This is a genomic window from Clostridium neonatale, assembly GCF_900465025.1.
In the GTDB taxonomy this organism is placed as follows: Bacteria; Bacillota; Clostridia; order Clostridiales; family Clostridiaceae; genus Clostridium; species Clostridium neonatale.
The window spans coordinates 1,838,590-1,864,937 of the sequence record NZ_UICR01000001.1; the positions used below are offsets into that span (position 1 = coordinate 1,838,590).

The following is a 26,348-nucleotide window of genomic DNA, read 5'->3' on the forward strand; positions in this document are numbered from 1 at the left end:
CTCTCTTTTAATGTTTCACAAATAGTTTAAGCTAAGCGCTTTATTATTATTCATAATGAAATTTAATTGATAAATAGACTTAATGTTACAAAAACTGATACAAGAAAATGATGAATATAATAATAAAAAATAAAAATAAGTTATAAATGAAATGTATTTAAAGAATATATTTTCTTGAAAACAATTAACAAAAGTTGTAATATTAAGTAAATAATTACCAATTAGGAGGAGAGGAGCATGGGGACACAATCAGCAAAAATTAATTTTATAAAGAAGATTAGAATCAAAAAAAATGATATATTTACATTAATAAAAAATAGAAAATTAATGATAGATAAGATATTATCGTATAGTTCAACTTTATCAGAGGGCATTAAAAAATATAATAATGCAAATATTAAATTTATTATATTGATAACGATAGGAATTCTACTTAATAACTACATGTTAATTTCAATACCATGTTGCTTATTATCAATTTATTTTATTGTTTTAATGCTTAAATATATAAAATATGGTAGTGTAATTCACATAGTAAAAAAACTATCAAAAGATCTAGCTTTTAAAGGTATTTATGATAAGGAAAAAATAAGTTTTATGTTACAAGAATTTAAAGATAGATATGGTGATGAAAACGTAGAATTTAGAGAATTGGTCATTACTATAAATAGCTATGAATCATTCGTTATGAAATTAGAGTATATTATAAGAGGATTAGAAATAGAAAGCAAACGAGCATATAAAGAAAAAGAATTATTAAAGAAATACAAGATTCCATCATTTTCTTATATAGAAAAACATTCTACTTATAGAAAAGCGGAAGAAGAAAATCAAAAAAATAGTTATGAAGTTAAAACTGTTGGTGATTACTATAGAGATTCAGAGGATAGTATTTCAATGATTTATAAGGATGAAAGTGGTGAAACAAAGAAAGTAAATAGAGCTATTGAGTTTTTTGAAGATGAAAATAGCGAAGAATATAAAAATACTTTAATATTAAAAAGTAATTCAAAAAATAATAAAAATTTAACTGTTTATCTATATAAAAAGGAATCAAATTTTCAAAAAAATGCACTTTGATTATTAATTTATAAAGATATATTTTTTTCTTTAACTCTTATTTATTTTTTAAATATTATAAGAGTTGTTTTTTTTATTTTTTTGTAATAAAATTTAATAGTTAATTATAAATAAGAATAATAATCTACCATTAATAGATTTACTTTTAGATTATATAATAAAATTAAATATACTTTATTGCATTGGAGGAACATATGAGAAATACAATGATTATAGGCATAGCTGGTGGAAGTGGTTCTGGAAAGACTACAATAGCACAAAAAATAAAAGATTATTTTGAAGAAGAAGTTGTTATTCTTTGCCATGACTATTATTATAAATCAAATGATAATATTTCATTAGAAGAAAGAAAAAAATTAAATTATGATCATCCTAATTCATTTGAAACTGAATTATTAATTGATCATCTTAAAACTTTAAAGAATGGGGATATTATAAGACATCCAGTGTATTCTTTTGTAGAACACACAAGACTAAAAGAGACTGTTGAAGTTAAGCCTAAAAAAGTAATAGTAGTTGAAGGAATATTAATCTTTGAAAATAAAGAACTTTGTGATTTAATGGATATAAAAGTTTTTGTGGATACAGATGCAGATGTTAGAATAATAAGAAGACTATTAAGAGACGTTAAAGAAAGAGGCAGAGATATAGATTCAGTTGTGAATCAATATTTAGGAACAGTAAAGCCTATGCATGAAGAATTTGTTGATCCAAGCAAGAAAAGAGCTGATATTATAATACCAGAAGGTGGAGATAATATGGTGGCTTTAAGTATGTTACTTGAAAGAATTAAAAATTTCATAAACGAAGAATAATAAAATATGAATTGTATCAGAATTTCTATTAAAGTTCTGATACAATTTTTTGATTTTGAAATATTTTTTATAAAGGAATATTAAGAGGGAGAAATCTATAAGTTAATAAAATATTAATATAAGTTTATTATATATTGGTGTATAATCTATATAGACTATGCAAAAATTCAATGCACTAAAGGAGAAAAATATGAAAATAGATTGGAATACTAAATATACAACAATAGCAACATATGTATTTATAGTTGCATGTTCTATAATTATTTTTTATCTAGGCATATCCCAATTAGGAGCTGTGTTAAGTAAAATTCATGGAGCTATAGGCATATTACAACCTTTTATAATAGGTTTTTCTATGGCATATTTATTAAATTTCATATTAAAGTTTTATGAAAAAAAAATATTTGAAAATAGCAATATAAAAAAGCTTAAGTTGAAGCAGAAAACAAAAAGAAGTTTTGGGATATTATTTACATACGCTACTGCATTAGTAGTTGTGTTCTTGTTTATTAAATTTGTATTGCCTCAAGTTGTTGATAGTATATCAGGACTAATAAATGATATTCCATCATATATAAATGAAACTAATAAATTTATTGATGGTACATTAGCAAAGCTAAATATTGATCAACAATATTTAAGGATAATAAATGAAAATTTTAATGACTTAGTAAATTATATAATAAAAGTTGCAACAAACTTTTTACCTTTATTAGGTGGGATGCTAACAACGGTGGCATCTAGTATATGGAATATAATACTCGGAATAATAGTATCAATCTATTTACTAATAGATAAAGAAAAATTTTGTGCTTTAATAAAAAAGATAACATATGCAATATTTCCTAAATCGGCTTCAGAAAAAATATTAGAAGTATCTTATATGAGTAATTCTATTTTTGGAAAGTTTTTAATCGGGAAGATAGTAGATTCTGCTATTATAGGGGTATTGACGTTTTTTATCTTAGCTTTATGTAAAATGCCATATGCGATTCTAGTATCTGTAATTGTTGGAATAACTAATATAATTCCTTTTTTTGGACCTTTTATAGGAGCTGTTCCGTCATTTATAATAATTTTATTTATTTCGCCTGTTAAGGCACTTTGGTTCTTGGTTATAATATTTATTATTCAACAATTAGATGGTAATATAATCGGTCCTAAAATATTAGGAGATTCCATAGGAATTTCAGCGTTTTGGATTTTATTCTCAATACTTGTGGCAGGAAAATTTTTAGGACTTATAGGTATGGTTATTGGGGTGCCATTATTTGCTGTTATTTATGCAATTGTTAAAGAGATTATAGAAGGAAAATTAAAAAAGAAAAATATGAATTATAAGACTGAAGATTATTTGAAATAACAAATTAATGGGATCAATATATAATTAATATTCATTATATATTGGCCCTATTTTTTATTTTATATGATAAAATTAATATTATGTACTAAAAGTGATGAGGAGAATAAAAATGAAGAAAATTGAAGCGGTAATTTTTGATATGGATGGTGTTCTTGTGGACACAGAAAGAGTATCTTTTGAGTCCTATAAAAAAGTACTTAAAGAATATAACTATGATATTAGTCATGAATTTTATTTGACTTTATTAGGAAGAAATATTCCGAGCATTAAATCTATTTTTATTGAAATATATGGGGATGATTTCCCTTTCGATGAAATATATCCAAAGAAATCTAAATTGGCAACTGAGACTGTTGATAAAAATGGAGTTATTGTAAAGGGCGGGGTTCATGAGCTTATAGATTACCTAAAGGATAATAAATATAAGATAGCTGTAGCTACTTCTACTAGAAAAGAAAGAGCACATAAATTATTAAGTGAGATAGATGTATTAGATAAAGTAGATTATATAATCTGTGGAGATCAAGTACAAAACTCTAAGCCGAATCCAGAGATATTTCTAAAAGCAGCTAAAGTATTAGATGTGGAACCAGAAGTATGCGCTGTTATAGAAGATTCGGAAGCAGGAATATTAGCAGCAAATGCAGCTAATATGAAAGGATTTAATGTGCCTGATATGAAAATGCCAGATGATAATATGAAAAGATTAGCTTTTAAGATATGTGATGATTTAATTGAGGTAAAGAACTACTTTGAGGCCCTATAACATATACTTGTATATAAAAAGTGATATGTTAGTATTTACGAGACTTACAATTAAAAAGTATGATAAAGAAAATATACATATATTATAAAATAAAGCTTCTAAAATAAATACATAATGTAATTATTTTAGAAGCTTTTTGCTTTAGTTATAAACACATTTTGGATTAATTAACTTTGGAGAATATCCGTTAGCCTTAAGTGCTTTTATGATTTTTTGTTTATGTTCATGACCGAACGTTTCCATTGTTATATCAAGCTCAACAGCACTATTTCTGTTTATACTTACAAATTGATTATGATCAAGTTTAATTATATTACCTTGCGCTTCAGCAATTACTTTTGATACATTTGTAAGCTCGCCAGGCTTGTCTGGTAATAAAACTGAAACTGCAAAGATACGTTCTCTTTCAATTAAACCGTGTTGAACAAGTGAAGCAAATGTAATAACATCCATATTACCACCGCTTATTATCGATACAACTTTTTTGTTTTTACAGTCTAGATGCTTCAAAGCAGCAACTGTTAATAAACCAGAATTTTCAGCCAGCATTTTATGATTTTCAAGCATGTCTAAAAACGCACCAATTAATTCATGATCTTCTATTGTGATTATATCGTCTATATTTTCTTGAATATAAAGGAATATTTTGGAACCAGGAGTTTTTACTGCTGTGCCATCAGCTATGGTATCAACAAAAGGTAAAGTCACAACTTCACCTTTTCTCAAAGATTCCTGCATACAATTAGCGCCAGCAGGTTCTACTCCTATAACTTTGATATTGGGATTAAGTAATTTTGCTAATGTAGAGACTCCTGTAGCAAGTCCACCTCCACCGATTGGAACTAATATAACATCAACAGTTGGAAGTTCTTTAACAATTTCCATAGCTATTGAGCCTTGTCCAGTGGCAACATCTAAATCATCAAATGGATGAATAAAAGTATATCCGTTTTCTTCAGCTAATTTTAATGCGTAGTCACATGCTTCATCATATACATCTCCATGTAAAATTACATCAGCCCCGTAAGCTTTGGTACGATTAACTTTCATAAGAGGTGTAGTAGTAGGCATAACAATAGTTGCTTTAATGCCATATAGTTTTGCAGCATATGCAACTCCTTGAGCATGATTACCAGCAGAAGCAGTAATTAATCCTCTATTTCTCTCTTCATCAGTAAGAGTACTTATTTTATAGTAAGCACCTCTAATTTTATAAGCACCTGTTTTTTGCATATTCTCAGGTTTTAAATAAACCTTATTGCCAGTTGATTCTGAATAAAAATCACTATACACAAGCTTTGTTTTTATAATTACTTTTTGAACGGCATCATAGGCTTGTTCAAATTTTTCTAATGTCATCATAATATGTCACCCCTTTATTTAATTATTGCTTTTTAAACTTAACAATCTAATGATATCATTTTAGGTTTTTCTGTCAAGATATATGTTATTGAAGTGAAAGAATATAAAATTAAATATATTTTTGATATTATTTAGAAAAAAGAAAAGTAGGTCAAATAGTTGAAGTGAGTGTTGATGTAAGGTAAGGTATTGTATTGTGAATGTGTATAAATAAATCAGATAATATAATAAAAAACTAAGTGATCCATTTATAAGTATATAATATGGAAACACTTAGTCTTTTTAATTTCGTATTATTATATAGATCATATATCCTATATACAGAGTTACTAAAATTAATCCTTCAAATCGAGTAAGTTTTTTTTCTTTTCCTTTTCCTATGAATATTAATGCAAATAAAAAAAATGTTATTGCTAATAAGTATAGGAAATCAATCATTAAATTAGCAGCAACTGTAATAGGGCTTATTGTTGAGGAAAAACCTATTATAAGTAATATATTGAAAATATTCGATCCTAGAACATTACCAAGAGCAATATCATTTTCACCTTTTAAGGCTGCAACAATTGAAGTTACAAGTTCAGGAAGAGAAGTTCCCATGGCTACTATTGTAAGACCAACAAGTTTTTCGCTCATGCCAAATCTATAAGCTATATTAGTAGCACTATCTACAACAAAATCACCACCTAATATTATTGCACAGGCACCTAATATTATAAGTAATATCTTAATGAATATATTTATATTTTTATCTTCTTCACTCGGTAGTTCAACATTTGTTTTAATAGACTTAAATACGAGGTATGTAATATAAGCAATACAAACTATAACTAAAATTATTCCATCGAATCTAGAAATTAAATTTCTGTCTTTCCCTAAAATACTGTCAAAAGTTAAAAATAATAATAATATTGTAACTGCAATATTAACAAGAAAATCAATTTTAATCTTTTCTTTTTGAATCATTAATGGAAGAACTATAGAAGTTACACCTAATACCATAAGAGTATTAAATAAATTTGAACCAAGAACATTCCCAATGGCAATCTCATTACTGCCGTTTATTGCAGAAATTAAGCTTACAGCAAGTTCTGGTGCACTTGTTCCAAGAGATACTATAGTAAGACCAACTATTACTGATGGGATTCCAATTTTTTTAGCTATAGAAGAAGCACCATCTACAAATATGTCAGCACCTTTTATAAGTAATACAAATCCTATAATTAATAATATGTAATTCAAAAATTTTCACCTACTTTCAATATTTTATATAAAAACAAATCTTCAAATTATATATAGATTTATCTCCAAGATTCAATATATTATACCAAAGCCGATATATTTTATGGAAGAAATAACGAACTAATATATAATTAAAGCATACAAGGATATAAAATTCTTTTGACATAAATGGTTTACATGTTTTAAACTATTTACTGTATATAAATTTTGGACATTAAATTGTAACATAAGAACTAAAAACTAAAATAACTATATAAATTGGGAGGAAATAAATGAGCGTATTACTAGTTAAGGATATGAACCATGGATTTGGTGATAGGGCTATTTTTGAAGATGTATCATTTAGACTATTAAAGGGTGAACATGTTGGGCTTATTGGAGCTAATGGCGAGGGTAAATCAACATTTATGAATATAGTTACTGGAAAACTTCAACCAGATGAAGGGAAAGTTGAATGGTCAAATAACGTGAGAGTTGGCTATATGGATCAGCATGTAGCACTTACAAAAGGTCAAAGTATAAGAGATGCATTAAGAGGTGCGTTTCAGTATTTATTTGATATGGAAACTGAAATGAATTTGTTATATGAAAAAATGGGAGACTGCAGTGAGGATGAATTAAATAAAATGCTTGATAGAACTGCAGTAATTCAAGATTTACTTGATAATAATGGATTTTATGTAATTGATGCTAAAGTTGAAGAAGTTGCTAAGGGGCTTGGACTTTTAGATTTAGGGCTTGATAGAGATGTTGATGATTTATCGGGAGGCCAAAGAACAAAGATTCTTTTAGGTAAGCTATTACTTGAAAATCCGGATATATTACTTTTAGATGAGCCTACAAACTATCTTGATGAGGAACATATAGAATGGCTTAAGAGATATTTACAAGCATATGAAAATGCTTTTATCCTAATATCACATGATATTCCATTTTTAAATTCAGTAGTTAATTTAATATATCATGTAGAAGATAAAAAGCTTACAAGATATGTTGGAGATTACGATGAATTCCAAAGAATATATGCTGAAAACAAAAAGAAATTAGAAGCAGCATATGAAAAACAACAAAAAGAAATTGCGAGACTTGAGGATTTTGTGGCTAGAAATAAAGCTAATGTTGCAACAGCTAATATGGCAAAATCAAGACAAAAGAAATTAGATAAAATGGAAAAGATTGAACTTTCAGCAGAAAAGCCAAAGCCAGAATTTAACTTTAAACCTTCAAGAGCGTCAGGTAAAGTGATTTTTGAAACTAAGGATTTGGTTATCGGATATGATTCTCCACTTACAAAACCATTAAATATTTCAATGGAAAGAGGTCAAAAAGTAGCTTTAGTTGGAGCAAATGGCCTTGGTAAGTCAACACTACTAAAAAGTTTACTTGGAAAAATTAAGCCAATAAGTGGAGAAGTTCATTTAGGTGATTATCAATACATAGGATATTTCGAACAAGAAGATAGAGCTGATAATAGCAATACTTGTATTGAAGAAGTGTGGCAAGAGTTCCCAGGGTATACTCAATATCAAATAAGAGCAGCACTTGCTAAATGTGGACTTACAACAAAGCAACTTGAATCTCAAATCAGAGTGTTATCTGGAGGAGAAGCTGCTAAAGTAAGACTTTGCAAGATAATAAATAATGAAACAAATATATTAATCCTTGATGAGCCTACGAATCATTTGGATGTAGATGCTAAAGATGAATTAAAAAGAGCATTAAAAGAATATAAAGGAACAATTCTTTTGGTATCACATGAACCAGAATTCTATAGAGACATTGTTACTGAAATTTGGAACTGTGAAGATTGGACTACTAAAATAGTATAACCTTAGAAAATTCAATGGATATGAGTGTTTAAAATGATAGAAATAAAACTGATTAACACATTAATTATATCCATTGATTTTTCTTTTTTTAACACATGAGTATAAATATCAGCAGTAATACTTATGATTGAATGAGCTAATAAAATAGATATTGTTTTTTAGGTAACAGAACATCATTTAAAATTTTAATGTTGAATAAGTGTGGCGGAGTAGATGAAAATTTTGTGCTTAACACCACACTTTTTTAAAAAGGTATTCTAGGCATTCATTTAATTGTGGCTTAGGATCGTTAAGCACCAGTACATTATGGCAATTAATTAAAGTCAGAAATAGAAATGCTGTTAAAATAACTAATGCTTTTCTTATGCATGTTAAGGATGGATGACGACGCAACCAGTATTGGTTAAAAGAAGAAATACAGAAGCTAAGCTATTTCTTACTGGTAAATATACATTAAATAATTAAAAGCTTATTAAATAATATAAAAAACTATTTTATTATGTAAAAAATATGGTATAATATGATTATAAATAGTAATACCATACATAAATCTAATATATCTATAAATAATTAGAAAACAATAGAAGCCGGTTAAAGATTAATTTCTTTAGCTGGCTTTTATTCTGTTTAGAAAATGTTAAGAAATAGATTATATTAGAAATAAGGATGCTATTAAATTCTTATGTTTTGAATGTATAATAGCATTGAGGTGAATTCTGAGTACAAAGGGATTACGTGAAACAATAAAGAACATGGCAATTTAAATCTAGATTAGCAGGAACTATAATAAATACGGTTTGTAATTGGATAAGAAATTTTATAAGGAGATAGCAGTAATAATATATATGAAAGCTATCTCCTTTTTATATGAATATTAATAATTTTATCATGTATATTATTGACATATATTACCAATAGTATACAATGTTAATATATTTATGATAAAGGAGATTAGATAATGGATTTGGCTGAATTAGTAGTAGGGATAATACCAATCCTAATAATAGGTTATTTAATAAGATTAATTAAATATAAATTTAAAGATCTAGAAAAAACTCCATTAGTAAAAATTCAAATTATAATACATATAGTATTACTAGTACTTTGCATATTGTCATGTATACCACTTATAATATTTCCTCTTATTGCATTTTTCAGTTAATAAAAAGGAGACAACTATTAATTTAGTTATCTCCTTTTCTGAGGGCTAGATATATTATGTATGTATAGATTATAGACATAATATGTTAATTATATACAAAAATTTATTATCACATAGTAACATATTTTTAACAAACAAGTTCCGAAGACTTAAGTTGATATTTGAGTGTTTAACGTAGGACTGTGGAGTATTTTTTGTTTTAATATTTTTCTTAGTAAAAAATTATAATTATTATTAAATTATATGGGCATAATAGATACGAAGCAAATTATGTTTATAAGGAGGAATATTAAATGGAAGAGAAAAGAAAAACTTCAAACAATAATATTTTGGGTTGGATAACTAGACTAGTATTAGTTGCAATTATTTTAGGAATAACATCATTTTTAACACCAGGATTTACTATTAATGGATTATGGTCATTTTTATTGGCCGCAGTTGTAATAACTGCATTAGATTATATAGTAGAAAGATTTATGGGACTTGATGCATCACCTATTGGAAAAGGTATAAAGGGGTTTATAATAGCAGCAGTAATAATATATTTAACACAATTTTTTGTTCCTAATATGGGAGTATCTATAGTCGGAGCATTATTAGCAGCTTTGGTTATTGGAATTTTAGATATGGTAATACCACAAAAAATAATGTAAAAACTTATTTTAATAAGAGCTCTAGAAATAGGGCTCTTTTATTTTAGGTAAATTATAGAAACTGTAATGTTTTTATGAATAAAATATAAAATTCATTGCAAACTAAATCATAAAGTCTACAATTATGAAAGGAATATTGTTATGAAAAGTTTTAGAGAAATAGCTGAAGAAATATGTAAATGCAGAAGAGAATTAGAAAAAATATCTCATGAACAATCAAATTTAATAGATCCTAAAGTAATAGAGGAAACTAATAAACTAAATGAAGCAATAAAAAAATTTGAGTATTTTATGATGGAACATGAATGATAAAGTAAAAACACTTTTACTTAATTACAATATCTGCAACATTAGCATAATAAATGTTTGCGTAAAAATAACTATTAATGGGGAAAATCATTGTATAAAAATAGCTTGAGTACTATGCTTAATCTATTTTTATTTTGTTTTGTATGTAGAATAAAACTTCTTGGAACTATTAAAGTCCAAGAAGAATATAATATTAAAAAATTATATGGGAGAAAACTATGCTAAGCAGAGAAAAATATATTACATTATCTTTAGAATTACATCTATTTTTTGGGCGAATTATGAAGGAACATTCCTTTTTTCTAGAAGCTGGATTCACGCCTAAAAACACAAAGCTTTCTAAGGAAGCAGATAATTATAAAGTAAATTTTGAAAAACTTTTATTAGATACAGTTAAACTTAGCAACGGGAGAATTAGGCAAGCTGTTATAGATTCAGGAGAAGTTTTTACCGAGTATACTTTAAATGCAGAAACAAAAACAAAATACTATACAGGTATAGATATTAATTCTAAAATAACACTAATGGAGAACGACTTAGAATGCAGACCTACAAAAGGTACTGATACCAAGATTATGAATTGTGTGAAAGGTCTTAATAACAGAGCTATAAAATTATTGGATGGACTAATAGAGTTTAAGACAAAAATTTTAAATGATATGTTGTGTTGTAAACTTTTTACAGTGAATTATCCTTTACTTATTGAACATATAATACGAGAGGCGAAATTGTATCGTTTATATGTAGAACAAATTGAAAACAATAATGATATAGATAAGGACGACATTAGGAAAAACGAGTTATTTTGGAATCAAATTATGATGGAACATTCTCTATTTATCAGGGGATTGCTTGATCCTAGTGAGGCTGAATTAATAAGTACTTCAAATAAATTTGCAAATGAGTTTTCTGAACTAATTAAAAAGGCAGATGAGATTACTGAAATGACTATGTCTAGTATTACAAATGATACTTTAACAGAGGTAATTAAATTAAGAGATTTTAAGAAGGCAGGCACAAAGGGAATAGTTGATTGTGAGATAAAATCTATAATATTACCACTTCTTGCTGATCATGTACTAAGAGAAGCAAATCATTATATAAGATTACTAAAAAGTTATGAGGCATAATATATAGTACTAGCTACCCAAAATAGAAATTAAATTTCTATTTTGAGTAGCTTTTTAAGAATGTTTAGATAATTTATATTTAAAATAATTATGTAATGATTTTAACATATAAGGAAAAGTGGTATGAAAGCTGTATTTTGTAAATTAAAGAAAAGCGAAACATTTAAAGCATATGTATTTTTATTGCCAAGCCTTAAATGTAGTGTTACTGGTTGGGCTATATTTCGTAAAAAGTTTGATTAAAACTAATTTATGGAAAATGATATCTTAAATTAATGAATGGTATTGATTAATATGAACTAAATTTAAATATGATAGCAAAATATTGGAGAATATTCATATCATATATAATAATATAGTGTATAATATAAAATATGGAATATTTATGGCGATAAATATAATAACTATTGGTATTGAAGGAGAGAAAATATGAATATAAAGATGTTGTCGTATTTTAAAGTAAATTTAGATTGTAATTTAATAGAGAATTATAGTGATACATTAGTGGTTTTATTACCAGGAATAGGATATACAGGGGATAGACCACTGATGGATTACTCTAAGAGATTAGCTTCAGAAATGAGATATGATGTCCTTTCGATGGAATATGGATTTCAAGTTGCAAGAACATCACTTAATCACTCTGATGAATTCAGCATAGTTATAAGAGAAACTAGGGAGATTATATTGAAGGCTTTAAATGATAAATACAGAAAAATAGTATTTATAGGTAAAAGTATTGGAACTTTGGTACAAACATCCATAGAAGAAAAATTAGCTAAATATGAGACGTTTAACATATATTTAACTCCAGTAAGTGAAACAATAAAGGTGGGGATAAAGGAAAATTCGTTAATTATTGCAGGAAATAATGATCCTATGATAAATAATGATGCTTTACATAAATTAAGAGAGATGAGTAATGTGAAATTTTTAGAAATAGAAGGTGCTGATCATTCTCTAAATATTAAAAATGATACAATGAAGAGTATAGATGTATTAAAAAAAGTTATTGAAGCTGAAAGAAATTATCTTAATTCTATTAAATAAGAATTTAGGGGTAAAAAGTGATGAAATTTCTTAGTAACAAAATTAGTTTAATAATAATTTGCTTTATTATATGTATGATTTCAGGGTTATGTATATATAAAATAAGTACTAAAGATGGATTTAGTAATATAGAAATAGTTGAAGTAAATGGTGATGTATCCATAGAAAGCCTTGAAGGAGATATAACCAAAGCTGATAATAATATGTATATATATGTTGGAGATACATTAAAAGTGGAGAATGGTGGATATGCTAGGTTGAAAATATCACAAAAAGAGTATGTAAAGCTTCGAGGAAATACAAAAATAATAGTAAATAAAATGAGTGGCAATGATACAAAAGCTGAGCTTACTTTAGTTAAAGGATCAGTAGAATCAGAATTGGGAGAAGATGTATATAACAATACATCATATAAAATTTTATCACCAGATTTTTCTGTTGTAGATAATAAAAATATAGATAAGACTCAAATGGAATATTAGAAATAATTTTTTAATATTAAAAATGCGTTGATGTTAGTATTATAGCAGGATGCATTTTTTTATTTAACTATTGATGTATATAAAAAATAAATATATTTAAACTCATTGCCTATAAATGATTCTGGTAAAATAGATAAGAATAAATTACAAGAACTTTATTTATTATATTAATATTTTGGATTATAATAAACATTAATATAAGTAAAAAAATAGAGGTTGGTAAATGTATGTTTTTTATAGGAATATTTGGGATAGAAAATAAAAGTGCAGAAATAAAAATATTAAATAATTTAATCTGTGAAAGATGCAAACAGATAGTAAATGCAAAATTAATTAAAAAATTTGATTTTTTTCATTTTTTCTTTATACCAATATTTAAATGGAATGTTGAATACTATGTTCAATGCGAAAGATGTAATGCGATATATACTATTTCAAAAGAAAAAGGAAGAGCTATTGAAAATAATGAAGAAGTTCAAATGACATATTGGGATTTAAAAGACGCCTTTAATGATATTTATTATAATAGTAAATGCTTAAATTGCGGAAGAGAAGTGGATAGGCAATATAGTTATTGTCCATATTGTGGCGAGAAAATTAAATAGAAACATAAAATAAATCTTATTACGACATACTAATATTAAAAGAACTATATTGATAAATAAGGTTGTGATAAGTATGTCTGAAAAATATAAAAATAAATTTCATGAAATGAAATTTACAATTGATCATGAAGAAAATTTTGATGCAGATTTAATTAGTTCTATGCCAAAAGATTTAGAGCATGAAAGAATTAATGATGATTTTTCAAATGAATTAGAAGTTGAGCTTAAACATCCATCAGAAAGTGAAAATAGAAAAAATGAGTTGAAAAAATAATATAGATCGAGATTTATACCATAATAATTATTGATATAAATCTTGATTTTTTTATTGTCTATAACTTCAGATGTGTTGGAATTTTTATTCTGCATTTTATTTGTAGAATTGTAAAAAATGGAGTAGCAGTAATTTTATTTAGGAATGAGAACTTAGATATAAATATAATTACTTTGGAGATTTTTAGTAATTATAAGTATCAAAATAATGTTTAATATTATAAATTAAATATTATAGCATTATAAATACAATGCTATTAATGAAAGAAGGTTTTTTATGATAAAAGACATGACAAATGGAAGTCCTTCGAAGATTCTTTTTTACTTTGCATTACCTATGGTAGTTGGAAATATATTTCAGCAGCTTTACAATATTGTTGATTCAATTATTGTAGGAAACTTTGTTGGAATTAACGCATTAGCAGCAGTTGGAGCATCATATCCAATAACATTTGTATTGATTACAGTTGCTAATGGTGCAAGTATAGGATGCTCGGTAGTTATTTCGCAATTATTTGGAGCAAAAGATATTAATAAGATGAAATCTTCAATATATACAGCATTATTATCAGTAGGAATATTAGGTCTTATATTGATGCTTTTGGGATTAGTATTTAATGAAAATATTTTAAGATTACTACAGATAAAAGATAATATTCTTAATGATGCTAGTGCTTATATGAATATTTATTTTTTAGGAACTATTTTTTTATTTATATATAACATATCAACATCATCTTTTAATGCATTAGGTGATTCCAAGACACCACTTGCATTTTTGATTTTTTCTTCAATAATAAATGTATTTTTAGACTTACTATTAGTAGGAAAATTTAATATGGGTGTTAAGGGGGCAGCAATAGCAACATTTATAGTACAAAGCATATCAGCGTTGCTGTCATTAACATTTATATTAAAAAGAGTAAAAAGCATACAAGTAATAGATATGCATGAACGTAAGATAAAAATATTTGATTTAGAAATTTTCAAATGCATGTGCAAAATATCAATACCTTCAACATTGCAGCAGTCAATAGTATCAATTGGAAATTTACTTGTACAGGCATTAGTAAATAGTTATGGTGTAGTAACTATTGCTGGATATACTGCAGCAACAAAGATTGACTCAATAACAATACTTCCTATGTCAAATTTAAGTAATGCCGTTTCAAATTTTACAGCACAAAATATAGGAGGTAAGAAAATAGAGCGTGTTAAATCTGGATATAGATCAGCATTAATTATGATAGCTATTTTCAGTATTAGCGTAACAATATTATTATTTGTCTTTGGGCAAAATCTAATTGAGCTATTTATAAATTCTGATTCTAATCAGGATGTAATAAAAATAGGTACTCAGTATTTGCGTATTGTATCAGTATTCTATTTCTTTATGGGATTAATGGTAACAACAAATGGAGTGTTGAGAGGTAGCGGCGATATAAAAATGTTTATAATAAGTACTATATCTAATTTAGGTTCAAGAGTAATGTTCGCATACTTTTTTGCATATAGCATAGGAGAAAAGGGAATATGGTATGCGGTTCCTTTAGGGTGGATTATAGCATCAACGATATCAGTAGTACGCTATAAAAGTGGTAAATGGAAAAATAAATCAATAGTTTCATAAAAAATGGATTGTATCAAAATTAAAGAATTTTTTTGGTACAATCTATTTTTTAATATTATTTAGATAATGGTGCAAACTAAATAAGAAAAATAAATTAATAAAATAAAGAAAGGGTGGAAATTATGAATGATTTAAAAAATTCAATGAAGAATATGACAAGCGATATAAAGAATAATGCAAGAGAGATTGGCGATGAAATAAAAGAAAGTGCATATAATATGAGGAAAGATATGAAAGCAGTAACTAGCGAAATGACTTCTGAGGTAAAAGAAAAGACTCAAGAATTTACAGGGATAATTAAAGAAAAAGCTAAAGAAATGAAAAGTCGCATAAATGACATGAAGTAAATAATTTCTTATGTAAAGAGAATATTAAATAAAACTATTTTTAAAAGAAATATACTTACAAGTAGACAATTAACCATGTAAAATATATACAAAATATGGTATAATTAAGCGGTTGACAATTTTATAGATTGTAAACTGCTTTTTTAACGTATAGGAAAGTATAAAATTTTTATCATAACAAAAGCCTTAAGAATAGAGCTATTCTGTAACTTAGATACTCCAATACGTTAAAAAAATTATAGTCCCGTAAAAGAACCAAAAAGCAACTTTTGTAACCTTTTGCATGGGTAAAAAAGTGGCTTCTTATTTAAAAAAGTGTTTGTAATTGCTTATTTTATAGTGTTAAGGTTTATATTTTACGTATAAAGCATGGCAAAGCCACTTTTTTATTAATTTTAGTATAGTATTGTGTATTAATATATAAATATGGCATTCTTTAAGGCTAGATTAGTGAGGTGTTGAAAGTGAGAGATGAATATTTAATTTTAGTAGTTATTCTTGGGATGATAGCATTTGGACAATACTTAAAACGACAAATAAAATCAGAATTAAAAGATGGTGAAATAGAATTAATAAATAAAGAAATAGAATGTTCAGATGATGAAGATAGCATACAGAATATAGAAAAAAATATAGAACCTGATAAAAACGATTTAGATTTAGATAAAAATAGAGTTGTAAGTAAAAATCAAACAATGATGCAGATGTTTGAATGGTATTCACCTAATGATGGTACAATGTATAAAAAAATAAAAGAAGACATTAAGGATTTAAGTGAAAATGGAATTACAACAATATGGATGCCTCCAGCATGTAAATCAGTAGGTGGAATTTATGATGTTGGATATGGAATATATGATTTGTATGATTTGGGTGAATTTGATCAAAAAGGAAGTATAAGAACAAAATATGGCACAAAAGAAGAGTATATCCAGGTTATAGAAGAAGTGCATAAATATAACATGGAGGTTTATGCAGATGTTGTTTTTAATCATAAGGCAGGTGCAGATGACTCCGAAATAGTTAAAGCAATTCAAGTAAAAAAATATGATAGAAATATTGAAATTGGAGAAGTAAAGGAAATTGAAAGTCATACAATATTTACTTTCCTAAGTAGAAATAATAAATATTCAGATTATAAGTGGAATCATAAAGATTTTACTGGCGTTGATTATGATAATCTTACTAAAGAAAATGGAATATATAAATTTTTCAATAAGGAATGGGCAACTGATGTAGATACTGAAAACGGAAATTATGATTATTTAATGTTTGCTGATGTTGATATTAATAATATAAATGTACAAAATGAACTTATAAAATGGGGAAAGTGGTTTATTGATGAGACAAATATAGATGGTTTTAGATTAGATGCAGTAAAACATATACAATTTGATTTTTTTAAAATTTGGTTAGATGAAATGAGAAAATATAAAAAGAAAGATATGTTTGCTGTAGGAGAATATTGGAGCTATGATCCTCAAAAATTGAAATATTATATGAAGAAAAGCGGAAATTCTATGAATTTATTTGATGTACCACTTCATTTTGCTTTTTATGAAGCAAGTAAATCATTTGGATATTTTGATATGAGGACACTACTTGAGAAAAGCTATTTAAAAGATAATCCAGATAGAACATGCACATTTGTTGATAACCATGATACTCAATTAGGACAATCGCTTCAATCCTGGGTAGAACCTTGGTTTAAACCAATTGCATATACATTTATTTTAACAAGAAAAGAAGGATATCCTTGTATATTTTATGGAGATTATTATGGAATACCTCATAATAATTATAAAGGGATTAAAGATGAACTCGACATAATATTAAAAGTAAGAAAAAATTACGCTTATGGAATCCAACATGATTATTTTGATGATTATCATATAGTAGGATGGACTCGCGAAGGGGATTTGGAACATAAAAATTCAGGGTTAGCAGCTATTATAACTGATGAATGTGGTGGAGAAAAAAATATGTATGTTGGAACTAAATTTGTAGGTGAAGTATTTGTAGATATCACAAAAAATTTTGAAGAAGAAATAAAAATAAATAGTGAAGGTATTGGAAAATTTAAAGTTAAAGATGGTAGTTGCTCAATATGGATTAAAAAATAGTTGATGATTAATATTTAATAAAGGAATAAAGGATGGTATATGTAATTTATAAATTATAAGCACAAATATATAGGAATTTTATAATTTTTTATAATATTAAAAGCATTTAAATAATTATTTATTGAATTTAAGTGCTTTTTTTAGTATAACAATTAAGTAACAAAATTTTATAGAGGCTGTGTAGGAGAATAGAACATATGAGAATCAATAAGCTCTTTAGTAATATGGGAATATGTTCACGAAAAGATACCAATAAGTTAATTGAAGAAAAAAGAATAAAAGTTAATGGTAAATATTGTGCTCAAGGTCAGTGGATTAGAGAAGAAGATGAAATTCTACTAGATAATGCTCCTATTTTAGAAAAGAAGAAGATTTATCTTGCATTTAATAAACCAAAAGGAATAATATGCACAACATGTAAAGATACAAAAAATAATATAGTAGATTTTATAAATTATCCTCAATATATATTTCCTATTGGAAGACTAGATAAAGATTCAGAAGGACTTATAATTATGACTAATGATGGGGATATTGCAAATAAAATTTTGGATTCTGAAAATAATCATGAGAAAGAATATATAGTAACGTTAAATGAAAATTTTACAGATGACTTTATTGAAAAGATGAAAGAAGGAGTTGAGATTCCTTGTAAGGAAGGCACAGGAATTAAAAGAATATCAGATACAAGTGGTGTTAGAAGGATAAATGACAACGGTGAAATAATTGAAAAAGAAGAATTACTTAGCTCCATTAATAAAGTAGAAAGAAAAAATATAGTAAAAACGAGGCCGTGTAAAATAGAAGGAATAGATGAGAAGACTTTTAAAATAATACTAACTCAAGGTTTAAATAGACAAATTAGAAAAATGTGCGCATCTTTTGGATTTAAAGTAGTTAAGCTAAAAAGAGTAAGGATTATGAATATTAAATTAGGTGATCTAAAAGAAGGATCTCTAAGAGAAATAACAAATGATGAAATAATATATCTAAAAAGTATTTTATGATATATGTACTGAGGAGGAGATAGTATTCATGGAGAGATTACAAGATAAAATAGAATATGTTTTTATTGATAACAAATCACATTTATATGAGCAGAGTATAGATCTAAGATATGATGAATTTTATAAAAATTTTAATCGTACAAGAGAAAGTATCTTTGATGAGTTTGAAGATAAAAGTATTCGTATTGTTGCATGTATAGATAATAAAGTGATTGGTAATGCACGCTTGTTTATAGATGAAGAAAAAAATGCAGAAATAACACAAGTAGTTGTGCATAAAGAGTATAGAGGAATGAATATAGGTGCTGAAATTATGAAAAAACTTTTATTATATGCAAAAGATAATAATGTTAAGAAAGTAGAGCTTGATGCAAGGATATATGCTGTTAATTTCTATAATAATCTTGGCTTTAAATCTAAAGGAGAGATTTTCGCATCTAAAAAAACAGGATTACCACATATAAGAATGGAAATGTTTTTATAATATATAAAGTATAACTAATAATCTATGTTATAATTAATTTGAATTTATTTATTTAGGAGATATGGGTGTGGGAAAAATTGAAAAAGATAGGCATTATTATGATAATAGTTATAAATTAAACGGTAAAATTTTATTTATAGATAGAGTATATATGGTTGATGAATATAGATTTACGGATGATACGTATGAGGAACTTGCTAAAATATATAGATTATTACCTGAATTTATTTTTGATCCAACTAACATATGCTGTTGGTATGGAGATAAAGATAAAGGAGATGAAATTTATCTTTATGTTTCATTTGAGCCAGCAGGATTGCAGATAGTGGGAAATTTGCCATTGTATAATTTTAAAACATGGGAAGAAGAATTTCATAAACAAATAATTAAGGTACCATTTAAAGTAAGATAATTTTAATTATTGAGTATTGAGGAGATATTATGAAAAATATATTTACTGTTAATGATATAATAACTATAGTAATGGAAGAAGTTACTTCATTAAAAGAAAAACAGATATATTCTATTGAAAATGATGAATATAATCTTCCAAAACCTATTTTAGATAAATTAAGTTCACTAAATAAATATGAATTTGATGAATTTACCAAAAGAGTTTCTATTATTGCAGAAGAAATTTTAGAAATGCAAAGTGGAGAGCTAAATGAATTAAATATTTTTCACGCAGAAATAACCTTTTTAATAGAAGATATTTTGGGGAAAGAATGGATAAATTAAATTTAGAATATAAATGATAATATAAAATATAGATAGTTGAAAAATAATATTTCTTTCCTTGTAATATTAATGTTTGCTTTTTTAAATATGAATTTTAGAATTATATAATAAATCATTTAAAGAATAGATAAGTATTTTGAAATTGAAATAAATACTTATCTTTTTTTCTATAGTTAATAAATTTCTATTTTTACAAATTATGCGTAATTATAGATTGTACAGTAATGTTAAATTGTAAAAAATACGAACTATAATAATAATATAAAGAATATAGTTCGAAAATATACATATAATTAAATGATTTATTAAAAAAATGCAATTATTTTTGTAAAATGATAAATTATATATTTTATCTAGAATTAATAAAAAAATATGCTATAATTTGTATTATGTGGTTGCAAAAATAAAAAAAGATAGTGAATATTTATAAGGAAAGTGTTATAATTAACACTATTAATGCATTTAGTTTTGCAGTATTTAGATTTGTAAATTGCATTATTTAAAAATTTAAAAAATATATTATAGAAATTAAACACAAAGGAGTGCATTTAATTGGGGAGAAAATTTAAAAGAGTACTTGTTGCAAATAGAGGAGAAATAGCAATAAGAATTTTTAGAGCATGTCATGAACTTGGAATAAGAACAGTGGCTATATATTCAGAAGAGGACAAGACTTCTTTATTTAGAACTAAAGCTCACGAAGCATACTTGATAGGAAAAGGCAAAGGTCCTGTTGAGGCATATTTAAATATAGATGAAATAATCAATTTAGCATTAAAAAAGCATGTTGATGCAATTCATCCAGGATATGGTTTCTTATCAGAAAATCCTGAGTTTGCAAGAAGATGTGAAGAAGCAGGAATTGAATTTATAGGTCCTAAAGCTGAAATGATGGAGCAATTAGGTGATAAGATACAATCTAAAATTGTTGCAGAAAAAGCAAATGTTCCAGTTATTCCGGGTGTAGAAAGACCAATAGGAACAGAAGAAGAAGCTAAACAAATTGCAGCAGAGTGTGGTTATCCAGTTATGGTTAAAGCAGCTGCTGGTGGTGGCGGAAGAGGTATGAGAATCGTTCATTCTGAAAAAGAGATTTGTGAGGCTTATAGAAATGCAAAGAATGAAGCTAAAAAAGCTTTTGGTATAGATGATATATTTATAGAAAAATATATCGAAGGACCAAAACATATTGAAATCCAAGTTCTTGGGGATAAATACGGAAATTTAGTTCATCTTTTTGAAAGAGATTGTTCAATTCAAAGAAGACATCAAAAAGTAATTGAATTTAGTCCAGCCTTAACATTAACTGAAGAAAAAAGAAACGAAATATGTGAAGATGCATTAAAGATAGCTAAACATGTTGGATACAGAAGTGCAGGTACATTAGAATTCTTGGTTGATAAAGATAACAATCATTACTTTATAGAAATGAATCCAAGAATCCAAGTAGAACATACTGTTACAGAATTAGTAACTGGAATTGATTTAGTACAAAGCCAAATATTAATAGCAGAAGGATATAGTTTAGATTCTAAGGAAATAGGAATTCCGTCTCAAGATTCAATTAAACCAAGAGGTGCGGCAATTCAATGTAGAATTACAACTGAAGACCCTACAAACAATTTCATGCCAGATACAGGTAAGATTGATGTTTATAGAAATGGTGCTGGTTTTGGTATAAGACATGATGGTGGTAACGGATTTGCTGGTGCAGTTATAAGTCCTTATTATGATAGTTTGCTTGTAAAAACTACCGCTTATTCTAGAACATTTGAAGATGCAAGAAGAAAAGCAATACGTTCAATTAAGGAATTAACTATAACAGGTGTAAAAACAAATGTAGATTTCTTAATCAATGTATTAAATGATGAAACATTTAAAAGAGGAGAATGTGATACTAACTTTATAGCTAGTAATCCTCAATTATTTGATATTACACCAGCAACTGATGAAGAATACAGAGTATTAAAATTTATTGGAGAGAAAATTGTAAATGGAACTAAAGGAAATAAAACAGAATATGATGTTCCAAACATCCCTAAGATAGATACAATAGAGGGACTTGTTGGTACTAAACAAATTTTAGATGAAAAAGGTCCAGAAGGTGTAGTTGAATGGATAAAGAGCCAAAATAAGCTTTTACTTACTGATACAACTATGAGAGATGCTCAACAATCTCTTATGGCAACAAGAGTAAGAACTCAAGATATGAAAAATATTGCGAAAGCTACAGCAACTTATGCAAATGATTTATTCTCTCTTGAAATGTGGGGTGGAGCTACATTTGATACAGCTTATAGATTCTTAAAGGAATCTCCATGGAAGAGACTTGACTCATTAAGAAAGAGAATTCCAAACATAATGTTCCAAATGCTTATAAGAGGAGCCAATGGTGTTGGATATAAGAACTATCCAGATAATGTTATACAAGAATTTATTAAAGAGAGTGCAGAAAGTGGAATAGATATATTTAGAATATTTGATTCACTAAATTGGACAGAAGGTATAAAGGTTGCACTTGAGCAAGTTCTTGAATGTAATAAGGTGGCAGAAGTAGCTTTATGCTATACTGGTGATATTTTAGATGAAAGCAGAGATAAATATACATTAAAATATTATGTAGATAAAGCTAAGGAAATAGAAAAAATGGGGGCTCATATTTTAGCTATCAAGGATATGTCGGCTTTATTAAAACCTTATGCAGCTAAAAAGCTTATAACTGCACTTAAAAATGAAATTTCAATTCCTGTACATCTTCATACACATGATACTACAGGAAATGGTGTCGCAACAGTTCTTATGGCAGCTGATGCAGGTGTAGACATAGTTGATACAGCATTTAACAGTATGTCAGGACTTACAAGCCAACCAGCACTTAATTCGGTAGTTGCTGCACTTTCAAATACAGATAGAGATACTGGAATTGATTTAAGTAAGGTTCAAAAGATTTCAGATTATTGGGGAGCTGTAAGACCAGTATATTCACAATTTGAATCAGATTTAAAATCAGGAAGTGCTGAAATTTATAAGTTCGAAATACCTGGTGGACAATATTCAAACTTAAAACCACAAGTTGAAAGTTTTGGAATTGGACACAAATTTAATAGTGTTAAAAAAATGTATAAGAAAGTTAATGATATGCTTGGAGATATTATAAAGGTTACTCCATCATCTAAAATGGTTGGAGATATGGCAATCTTTATGGTGCAAAATGATTTGACTCCAGAGAACATATATGATAAAGCAGCAAATATGGCATTTCCAGATTCAGTGGTTGCTTATTTTAAAGGAATGATGGGTCAACCAGAAGGCGGATTCCCAGAAAGATTACAAAAACTTGTATTAAAAGGTGAAGAGCCAATTACAGTAAGACCAGGTGAACTTTTAGAACCAGAGGATTTTGATAAAATATCTAAATATTTAGAAGAAAAATATAAATTTAAAGCATCAAGGAAAGATATGTTAAGTTATGCTTTATATCCAGATGTATTTGAAGATTATATTAAGTTTGTTTTAGAATATGGTGACGTAAGCAGAATGGGTAGCGATGTTTACTTCCATGGTTTAAATGAAGGCGAAACAAGTGAAATTGAAGTTGCTGAAGGTAGAACTTTAATTGTTCAATTAATTGAAATTGGTAAATTAGATGAAGAAGGCAATAGAACTCTGATTTATGAAATTAATGGAAATAGAAGAGAAATAAAAATTAAAGATAACAAAGCAGTAGAAAGAAATGTATCTGCAGGAGGAAGTTTATCTGCAATGGCAGATCCATCTAATAAACTAGAAATTGGATCAAGTATACCAGGTACAGTAATAAAAGTGCTTGTTGAGCCAGGACAAAAAGTTAAAGAAGGCGAAAGCTTAATAGTAATAGAAGCTATGAAGATGGAAACAAATATTGTTGCATCTTGTGATGGTGAAGTTGAAGAAGTTTTAGCTGAAGAAGGAAAACAAGTTAAGAGTGGCCAATTAGTAGTTAAATTGAAATAAGATTTTTCAGAACATAAATAAAGGACGTAGAATCATGGTTTAGTGGATAACAACCGAAATTCAATATATGATAGGCTCGATTGTAGGGAAATTTCAGCTAAAAATTCTAATGGCAGAGGCTGTACCCAAAAATGTTTGCTCCAAAAAGCAAGTGTTCGGACAAACAATTTTGGAACAGCCTCTGCCAAAGAATTTAAAAGCTGAAATTTCCAATACAATACTACGCCTAAGCAGAGAACCCAAATCTGTGATTTGGTGTGAATCGCTTACCCAGCGAATGAATATGAGTCGGGTATTCATATATTGAATTTCTTTGTTTTTCTCTAAAATCATAGATAACTAATTTATGTTTTTAGGATTATTCAATGCCTAAAAATATAGTTTTCAATCACTTGTAATAATTTAGGGGACTACTTATCCCCTTGTATCCCCCAATAAATAAGCAAATTTTTAAGAATATATATCCTTATACTTATAAATTGATACCTTTTAAAAAATGATAAAATATTAACTTTTTAAATCTTTAACATCTATAAATAACTATTCCTTAATTTAAAAATGTATTTATGTATAGCAGCAATAATACGGATACTCTGAGTTTAGATGAAACAAAGAAATAAAGCTCTCATATTGGGCGGAGACTTGCATTCAAAAATTGAGCTTTAGAATTCTTCATGTAGACTTGTTCCACAATTGTTTGTCCAATTTTACATTGGAGCAAACATTTGTGGAACAAGTCTGCATGTTTGAATTCTTAGCTTCATTTTTGTAGAAAGCGAGCCAAATTTGAGAGCTTTATTTCGGCTATTTCACTATAAACTTACTACGTCCCTTATTTATTTTATATGTAATCACTTTTTTCACGTTTTATAGATAAGAGAATAGAATATACAATGAAGCAATTAGATAAATTGATGAAATAATGGTGAATAATTATAACTGTAAAAATATTTTTTCTGGATTTCAAGCATTACATCCGAGATTATTTACTTTGACAAGTGAAGTTCTTGGAGATATATTATGTCAAAAGCTGCCCTTTAATGTTCAATGTGCATTAGGAAATTGGCTTGAATGTATTGGGGATGCTATAATAGCATATAATTCTAAACAGATGTATTTTCAGAGTGGACCAGGAAGATACTACAATATAATATATAAGAATGTAACTAATCCATTTTGCACAAGTAATGGAAATACTCCAGAAGAAAGTAATAATTCAGATTTATTTTTTAATGCATCAGGAAGTCGATGTTATAATGAAAATATTACAGTTACATCTGATAACGAAGATATAGAGGATAGTTCAATAGATGAATTATATAACATACTTAAGTGTTTAGAGTTTGAATTACAGAAATTAAAAAAAGAAATAGATATATTATAGATAGAATTATCTTTTAATAGAGACTGACTTTAATTTTATAAGTCAGTCTCTATTAAATAATTGCTTTTTAATTTTCTTAAAATTAGTTACTTGTTTTGTTATTGTAGAAACAAATATTATACCAAGAGCTAAAGTGCCAGCATTTGCAATAGTGTTTAAACCAAGTTCAAGTGCCTTCGAAGAATTACCACTTATTATTTCATACATGGTGTAATACATACCAGCACCAGGAACAAGGGGAATAAGAGCACAAATAATTATTGTAGTGACAGGAGTTTTTAAAATTCTAGCACAAATTTCAGAATAAACACTAAAAGCAATAGAAGAAATGAAGAGTGAGGATATCTCGCTATTGTTATTAGTTTTAAAGAATAAATATACAAACCAACTTATGCATCCTCCTAAAGCAGCAAAAAAAAGATTCTTTCCTCTTATATTAAATAAAACGCCAAAACCCAATGATGCTAAAAATGCAAAAAAAGATTGATAAATCATATTAGCCATATTATTCCCTCCATAAG

Annotated in this window: 25 protein-coding genes; 22 read left to right on the forward strand and 3 right to left on the reverse strand. The window is 27.0% G+C overall.

What is annotated here, in order from left to right; all coding sequences use genetic code 11:
* The first annotated feature begins 237 nt into the window (after window positions 1-237).
* From CNEONATNEC86_RS08465 to CNEONATNEC86_RS08480, 4 genes are all read left to right on the forward strand, one after another.
* On the forward strand, window positions 238-1,080 hold the full coding sequence (locus tag CNEONATNEC86_RS08465; RefSeq protein WP_058294807.1) for a hypothetical protein: 843 nt from the start codon (window positions 238-240) through the stop codon (window positions 1,078-1,080).
* 194 nt (window positions 1,081-1,274) lie between these two features.
* Window positions 1,275-1,895: a uridine kinase gene (gene udk / locus CNEONATNEC86_RS08470; RefSeq protein ID WP_058294808.1), complete on the forward strand. Its 621-nt coding sequence runs from the start codon at window positions 1,275-1,277 to the stop codon at window positions 1,893-1,895.
* A gap of 190 nt (window positions 1,896-2,085) precedes the next feature.
* Window positions 2,086-3,258, forward strand: a complete 1,173-nt coding sequence (locus tag CNEONATNEC86_RS08475; protein WP_058294809.1) for an AI-2E family transporter — start codon at window positions 2,086-2,088, stop codon at window positions 3,256-3,258.
* A 109-nt stretch (window positions 3,259-3,367) separates the two neighbouring features.
* A complete protein-coding gene (locus tag CNEONATNEC86_RS08480) occupies window positions 3,368-4,024 on the forward strand; it encodes an HAD family hydrolase (protein WP_058294810.1) in 657 nt (218 codons plus the stop codon).
* A 141-nt stretch (window positions 4,025-4,165) separates the two neighbouring features.
* Here the strand turns inward: CNEONATNEC86_RS08480 and ilvA are convergent, their stop codons facing one another.
* Both ilvA and CNEONATNEC86_RS08490 read right to left on the reverse strand, forming a co-directional pair.
* Complete coding sequence (ilvA, locus tag CNEONATNEC86_RS08485; RefSeq protein WP_159135836.1) at window positions 4,166-5,386, reverse strand: threonine ammonia-lyase; 1,221 nt, start codon at window positions 5,384-5,386, stop codon at window positions 4,166-4,168.
* Between the two features lie 282 nt (window positions 5,387-5,668).
* Window positions 5,669-6,628 (reverse strand): calcium/sodium antiporter, encoded by a 960-nt coding sequence (locus CNEONATNEC86_RS08490; RefSeq protein ID WP_125148924.1) that lies wholly within the window; start codon window positions 6,626-6,628, stop codon window positions 5,669-5,671.
* A 272-nt stretch (window positions 6,629-6,900) separates the two neighbouring features.
* On the opposite strand from CNEONATNEC86_RS08490, the gene CNEONATNEC86_RS08495 reads away from it, so the two are divergent.
* The 18 genes from CNEONATNEC86_RS08495 (at window position 6,901) to CNEONATNEC86_RS08580 (ending at window position 25,827) form a co-directional block, all read left to right on the forward strand.
* A complete protein-coding gene (locus CNEONATNEC86_RS08495) occupies window positions 6,901-8,457 on the forward strand; it encodes an ABC-F family ATP-binding cassette domain-containing protein (protein ID WP_125148925.1) in 1,557 nt (518 codons plus the stop codon).
* Window positions 8,458-9,415: 958 nt separating this feature from the next.
* A complete protein-coding gene (locus CNEONATNEC86_RS08500) occupies window positions 9,416-9,619 on the forward strand; it encodes a hypothetical protein (RefSeq protein ID WP_125148926.1) in 204 nt (67 codons plus the stop codon).
* 293 nt (window positions 9,620-9,912) lie between these two features.
* The gene (locus CNEONATNEC86_RS08505) at window positions 9,913-10,272 is read left to right on the forward strand and encodes a phage holin family protein (RefSeq protein ID WP_058294814.1); all 360 of its coding nucleotides are present in this window, start codon (window positions 9,913-9,915) and stop codon (window positions 10,270-10,272) included.
* 141 nt (window positions 10,273-10,413) lie between these two features.
* Window positions 10,414-10,581, forward strand: a complete 168-nt coding sequence (locus CNEONATNEC86_RS08510) for a Spo0E family sporulation regulatory protein-aspartic acid phosphatase (RefSeq protein ID WP_125148927.1) — start codon at window positions 10,414-10,416, stop codon at window positions 10,579-10,581.
* Window positions 10,582-10,799: 218 nt separating this feature from the next.
* A complete protein-coding gene (locus CNEONATNEC86_RS08515; RefSeq protein ID WP_058294815.1) occupies window positions 10,800-11,711 on the forward strand; it encodes a DUF2935 domain-containing protein in 912 nt (303 codons plus the stop codon).
* A 429-nt stretch (window positions 11,712-12,140) separates the two neighbouring features.
* On the forward strand, window positions 12,141-12,761 hold the full coding sequence (locus CNEONATNEC86_RS08520) for an alpha/beta family hydrolase (protein WP_125148928.1): 621 nt from the start codon (window positions 12,141-12,143) through the stop codon (window positions 12,759-12,761).
* A 20-nt stretch (window positions 12,762-12,781) separates the two neighbouring features.
* Window positions 12,782-13,243 carry a FecR family protein gene (locus tag CNEONATNEC86_RS08525; protein ID WP_125148929.1) on the forward strand — a complete coding sequence of 154 codons (462 nt, stop codon included), beginning with the start codon at window positions 12,782-12,784 and terminating at the stop codon, window positions 13,241-13,243.
* Between the two features lie 227 nt (window positions 13,244-13,470).
* Window positions 13,471-13,848: a zinc-ribbon domain-containing protein gene (locus CNEONATNEC86_RS08530; protein WP_058294818.1), complete on the forward strand. Its 378-nt coding sequence runs from the start codon at window positions 13,471-13,473 to the stop codon at window positions 13,846-13,848.
* Window positions 13,849-13,921: 73 nt separating this feature from the next.
* Window positions 13,922-14,122, forward strand: a complete 201-nt coding sequence (locus CNEONATNEC86_RS08535) for a hypothetical protein (RefSeq protein ID WP_125148930.1) — start codon at window positions 13,922-13,924, stop codon at window positions 14,120-14,122.
* A gap of 276 nt (window positions 14,123-14,398) precedes the next feature.
* A complete protein-coding gene (locus tag CNEONATNEC86_RS08540; RefSeq protein ID WP_159135837.1) occupies window positions 14,399-15,751 on the forward strand; it encodes an MATE family efflux transporter in 1,353 nt (450 codons plus the stop codon).
* A 122-nt stretch (window positions 15,752-15,873) separates the two neighbouring features.
* Complete coding sequence (locus CNEONATNEC86_RS08545) at window positions 15,874-16,098, forward strand: hypothetical protein (protein ID WP_058294822.1); 225 nt, start codon at window positions 15,874-15,876, stop codon at window positions 16,096-16,098.
* A gap of 464 nt (window positions 16,099-16,562) precedes the next feature.
* Complete coding sequence (locus CNEONATNEC86_RS08550) at window positions 16,563-18,221, forward strand: alpha-amylase (protein WP_230132126.1); 1,659 nt, start codon at window positions 16,563-16,565, stop codon at window positions 18,219-18,221.
* Between the two features lie 197 nt (window positions 18,222-18,418).
* Window positions 18,419-19,228: a pseudouridine synthase gene (locus tag CNEONATNEC86_RS08555; RefSeq protein WP_125148454.1), complete on the forward strand. Its 810-nt coding sequence runs from the start codon at window positions 18,419-18,421 to the stop codon at window positions 19,226-19,228.
* 28 nt (window positions 19,229-19,256) lie between these two features.
* Window positions 19,257-19,712, forward strand: a complete 456-nt coding sequence (locus CNEONATNEC86_RS08560; protein ID WP_125148453.1) for a GNAT family N-acetyltransferase — start codon at window positions 19,257-19,259, stop codon at window positions 19,710-19,712.
* A gap of 67 nt (window positions 19,713-19,779) precedes the next feature.
* A complete protein-coding gene (locus CNEONATNEC86_RS08565) occupies window positions 19,780-20,124 on the forward strand; it encodes a hypothetical protein (RefSeq protein ID WP_198157490.1) in 345 nt (114 codons plus the stop codon).
* Window positions 20,125-20,153: 29 nt separating this feature from the next.
* Window positions 20,154-20,450 (forward strand): hypothetical protein, encoded by a 297-nt coding sequence (locus CNEONATNEC86_RS08570; RefSeq protein WP_125148452.1) that lies wholly within the window; start codon window positions 20,154-20,156, stop codon window positions 20,448-20,450.
* A 552-nt stretch (window positions 20,451-21,002) separates the two neighbouring features.
* On the forward strand, window positions 21,003-24,443 hold the full coding sequence (locus CNEONATNEC86_RS08575) for a pyruvate carboxylase (RefSeq protein WP_125148451.1): 3,441 nt from the start codon (window positions 21,003-21,005) through the stop codon (window positions 24,441-24,443).
* Window positions 24,444-25,365: 922 nt separating this feature from the next.
* Window positions 25,366-25,827 carry a hypothetical protein gene (locus CNEONATNEC86_RS08580; protein WP_159135838.1) on the forward strand — a complete coding sequence of 154 codons (462 nt, stop codon included), beginning with the start codon at window positions 25,366-25,368 and terminating at the stop codon, window positions 25,825-25,827.
* 42 nt (window positions 25,828-25,869) lie between these two features.
* Here the strand turns inward: CNEONATNEC86_RS08580 and CNEONATNEC86_RS08585 are convergent, their stop codons facing one another.
* Window positions 25,870-26,322 (reverse strand): threonine/serine exporter family protein, encoded by a 453-nt coding sequence (locus CNEONATNEC86_RS08585; RefSeq protein ID WP_058296888.1) that lies wholly within the window; start codon window positions 26,320-26,322, stop codon window positions 25,870-25,872.
* Between the last annotated feature and the right edge of the window lie 26 nt (window positions 26,323-26,348).

Bases quoted from the DNA above. Each gene is read 5' to 3' on its own strand.
- CNEONATNEC86_RS08465 (WP_058294807.1), top strand. From the start codon at position 238: ATGGGGACACAATCAGCAAAAATTAATTTTATAAAGAAGATTAGAATC.
- udk (WP_058294808.1), top strand. From the start codon at position 1,275: ATGAGAAATACAATGATTATAGGCATAGCTGGTGGAAGTGGTTCTGGA.
- CNEONATNEC86_RS08475 (WP_058294809.1), top strand. From the start codon at position 2,086: ATGAAAATAGATTGGAATACTAAATATACAACAATAGCAACATATGTA.
- CNEONATNEC86_RS08480 (WP_058294810.1), top strand. From the start codon at position 3,368: ATGAAGAAAATTGAAGCGGTAATTTTTGATATGGATGGTGTTCTTGTG.
- ilvA (WP_159135836.1), bottom strand. From the start codon at position 5,386: ATGATGACATTAGAAAAATTTGAACAAGCCTATGATGCCGTTCAAAAA.
- CNEONATNEC86_RS08495 (WP_125148925.1), top strand. From the start codon at position 6,901: ATGAGCGTATTACTAGTTAAGGATATGAACCATGGATTTGGTGATAGG.
- CNEONATNEC86_RS08500 (WP_125148926.1), top strand. From the start codon at position 9,416: ATGGATTTGGCTGAATTAGTAGTAGGGATAATACCAATCCTAATAATA.
- CNEONATNEC86_RS08505 (WP_058294814.1), top strand. From the start codon at position 9,913: ATGGAAGAGAAAAGAAAAACTTCAAACAATAATATTTTGGGTTGGATA.
- CNEONATNEC86_RS08510 (WP_125148927.1), top strand. From the start codon at position 10,414: ATGAAAAGTTTTAGAGAAATAGCTGAAGAAATATGTAAATGCAGAAGA.
- CNEONATNEC86_RS08515 (WP_058294815.1), top strand. From the start codon at position 10,800: ATGCTAAGCAGAGAAAAATATATTACATTATCTTTAGAATTACATCTA.
- CNEONATNEC86_RS08520 (WP_125148928.1), top strand. From the start codon at position 12,141: ATGAATATAAAGATGTTGTCGTATTTTAAAGTAAATTTAGATTGTAAT.
- CNEONATNEC86_RS08525 (WP_125148929.1), top strand. From the start codon at position 12,782: ATGAAATTTCTTAGTAACAAAATTAGTTTAATAATAATTTGCTTTATT.
- CNEONATNEC86_RS08530 (WP_058294818.1), top strand. From the start codon at position 13,471: ATGTTTTTTATAGGAATATTTGGGATAGAAAATAAAAGTGCAGAAATA.
- CNEONATNEC86_RS08535 (WP_125148930.1), top strand. From the start codon at position 13,922: ATGTCTGAAAAATATAAAAATAAATTTCATGAAATGAAATTTACAATT.
- CNEONATNEC86_RS08540 (WP_159135837.1), top strand. From the start codon at position 14,399: ATGATAAAAGACATGACAAATGGAAGTCCTTCGAAGATTCTTTTTTAC.
- CNEONATNEC86_RS08545 (WP_058294822.1), top strand. From the start codon at position 15,874: ATGAATGATTTAAAAAATTCAATGAAGAATATGACAAGCGATATAAAG.
- CNEONATNEC86_RS08555 (WP_125148454.1), top strand. From the start codon at position 18,419: ATGAGAATCAATAAGCTCTTTAGTAATATGGGAATATGTTCACGAAAA.
- CNEONATNEC86_RS08560 (WP_125148453.1), top strand. From the start codon at position 19,257: ATGGAGAGATTACAAGATAAAATAGAATATGTTTTTATTGATAACAAA.
- CNEONATNEC86_RS08570 (WP_125148452.1), top strand. From the start codon at position 20,154: ATGAAAAATATATTTACTGTTAATGATATAATAACTATAGTAATGGAA.
- CNEONATNEC86_RS08580 (WP_159135838.1), top strand. From the start codon at position 25,366: ATGGTGAATAATTATAACTGTAAAAATATTTTTTCTGGATTTCAAGCA.
- CNEONATNEC86_RS08585 (WP_058296888.1), bottom strand. From the start codon at position 26,322: ATGATTTATCAATCTTTTTTTGCATTTTTAGCATCATTGGGTTTTGGC.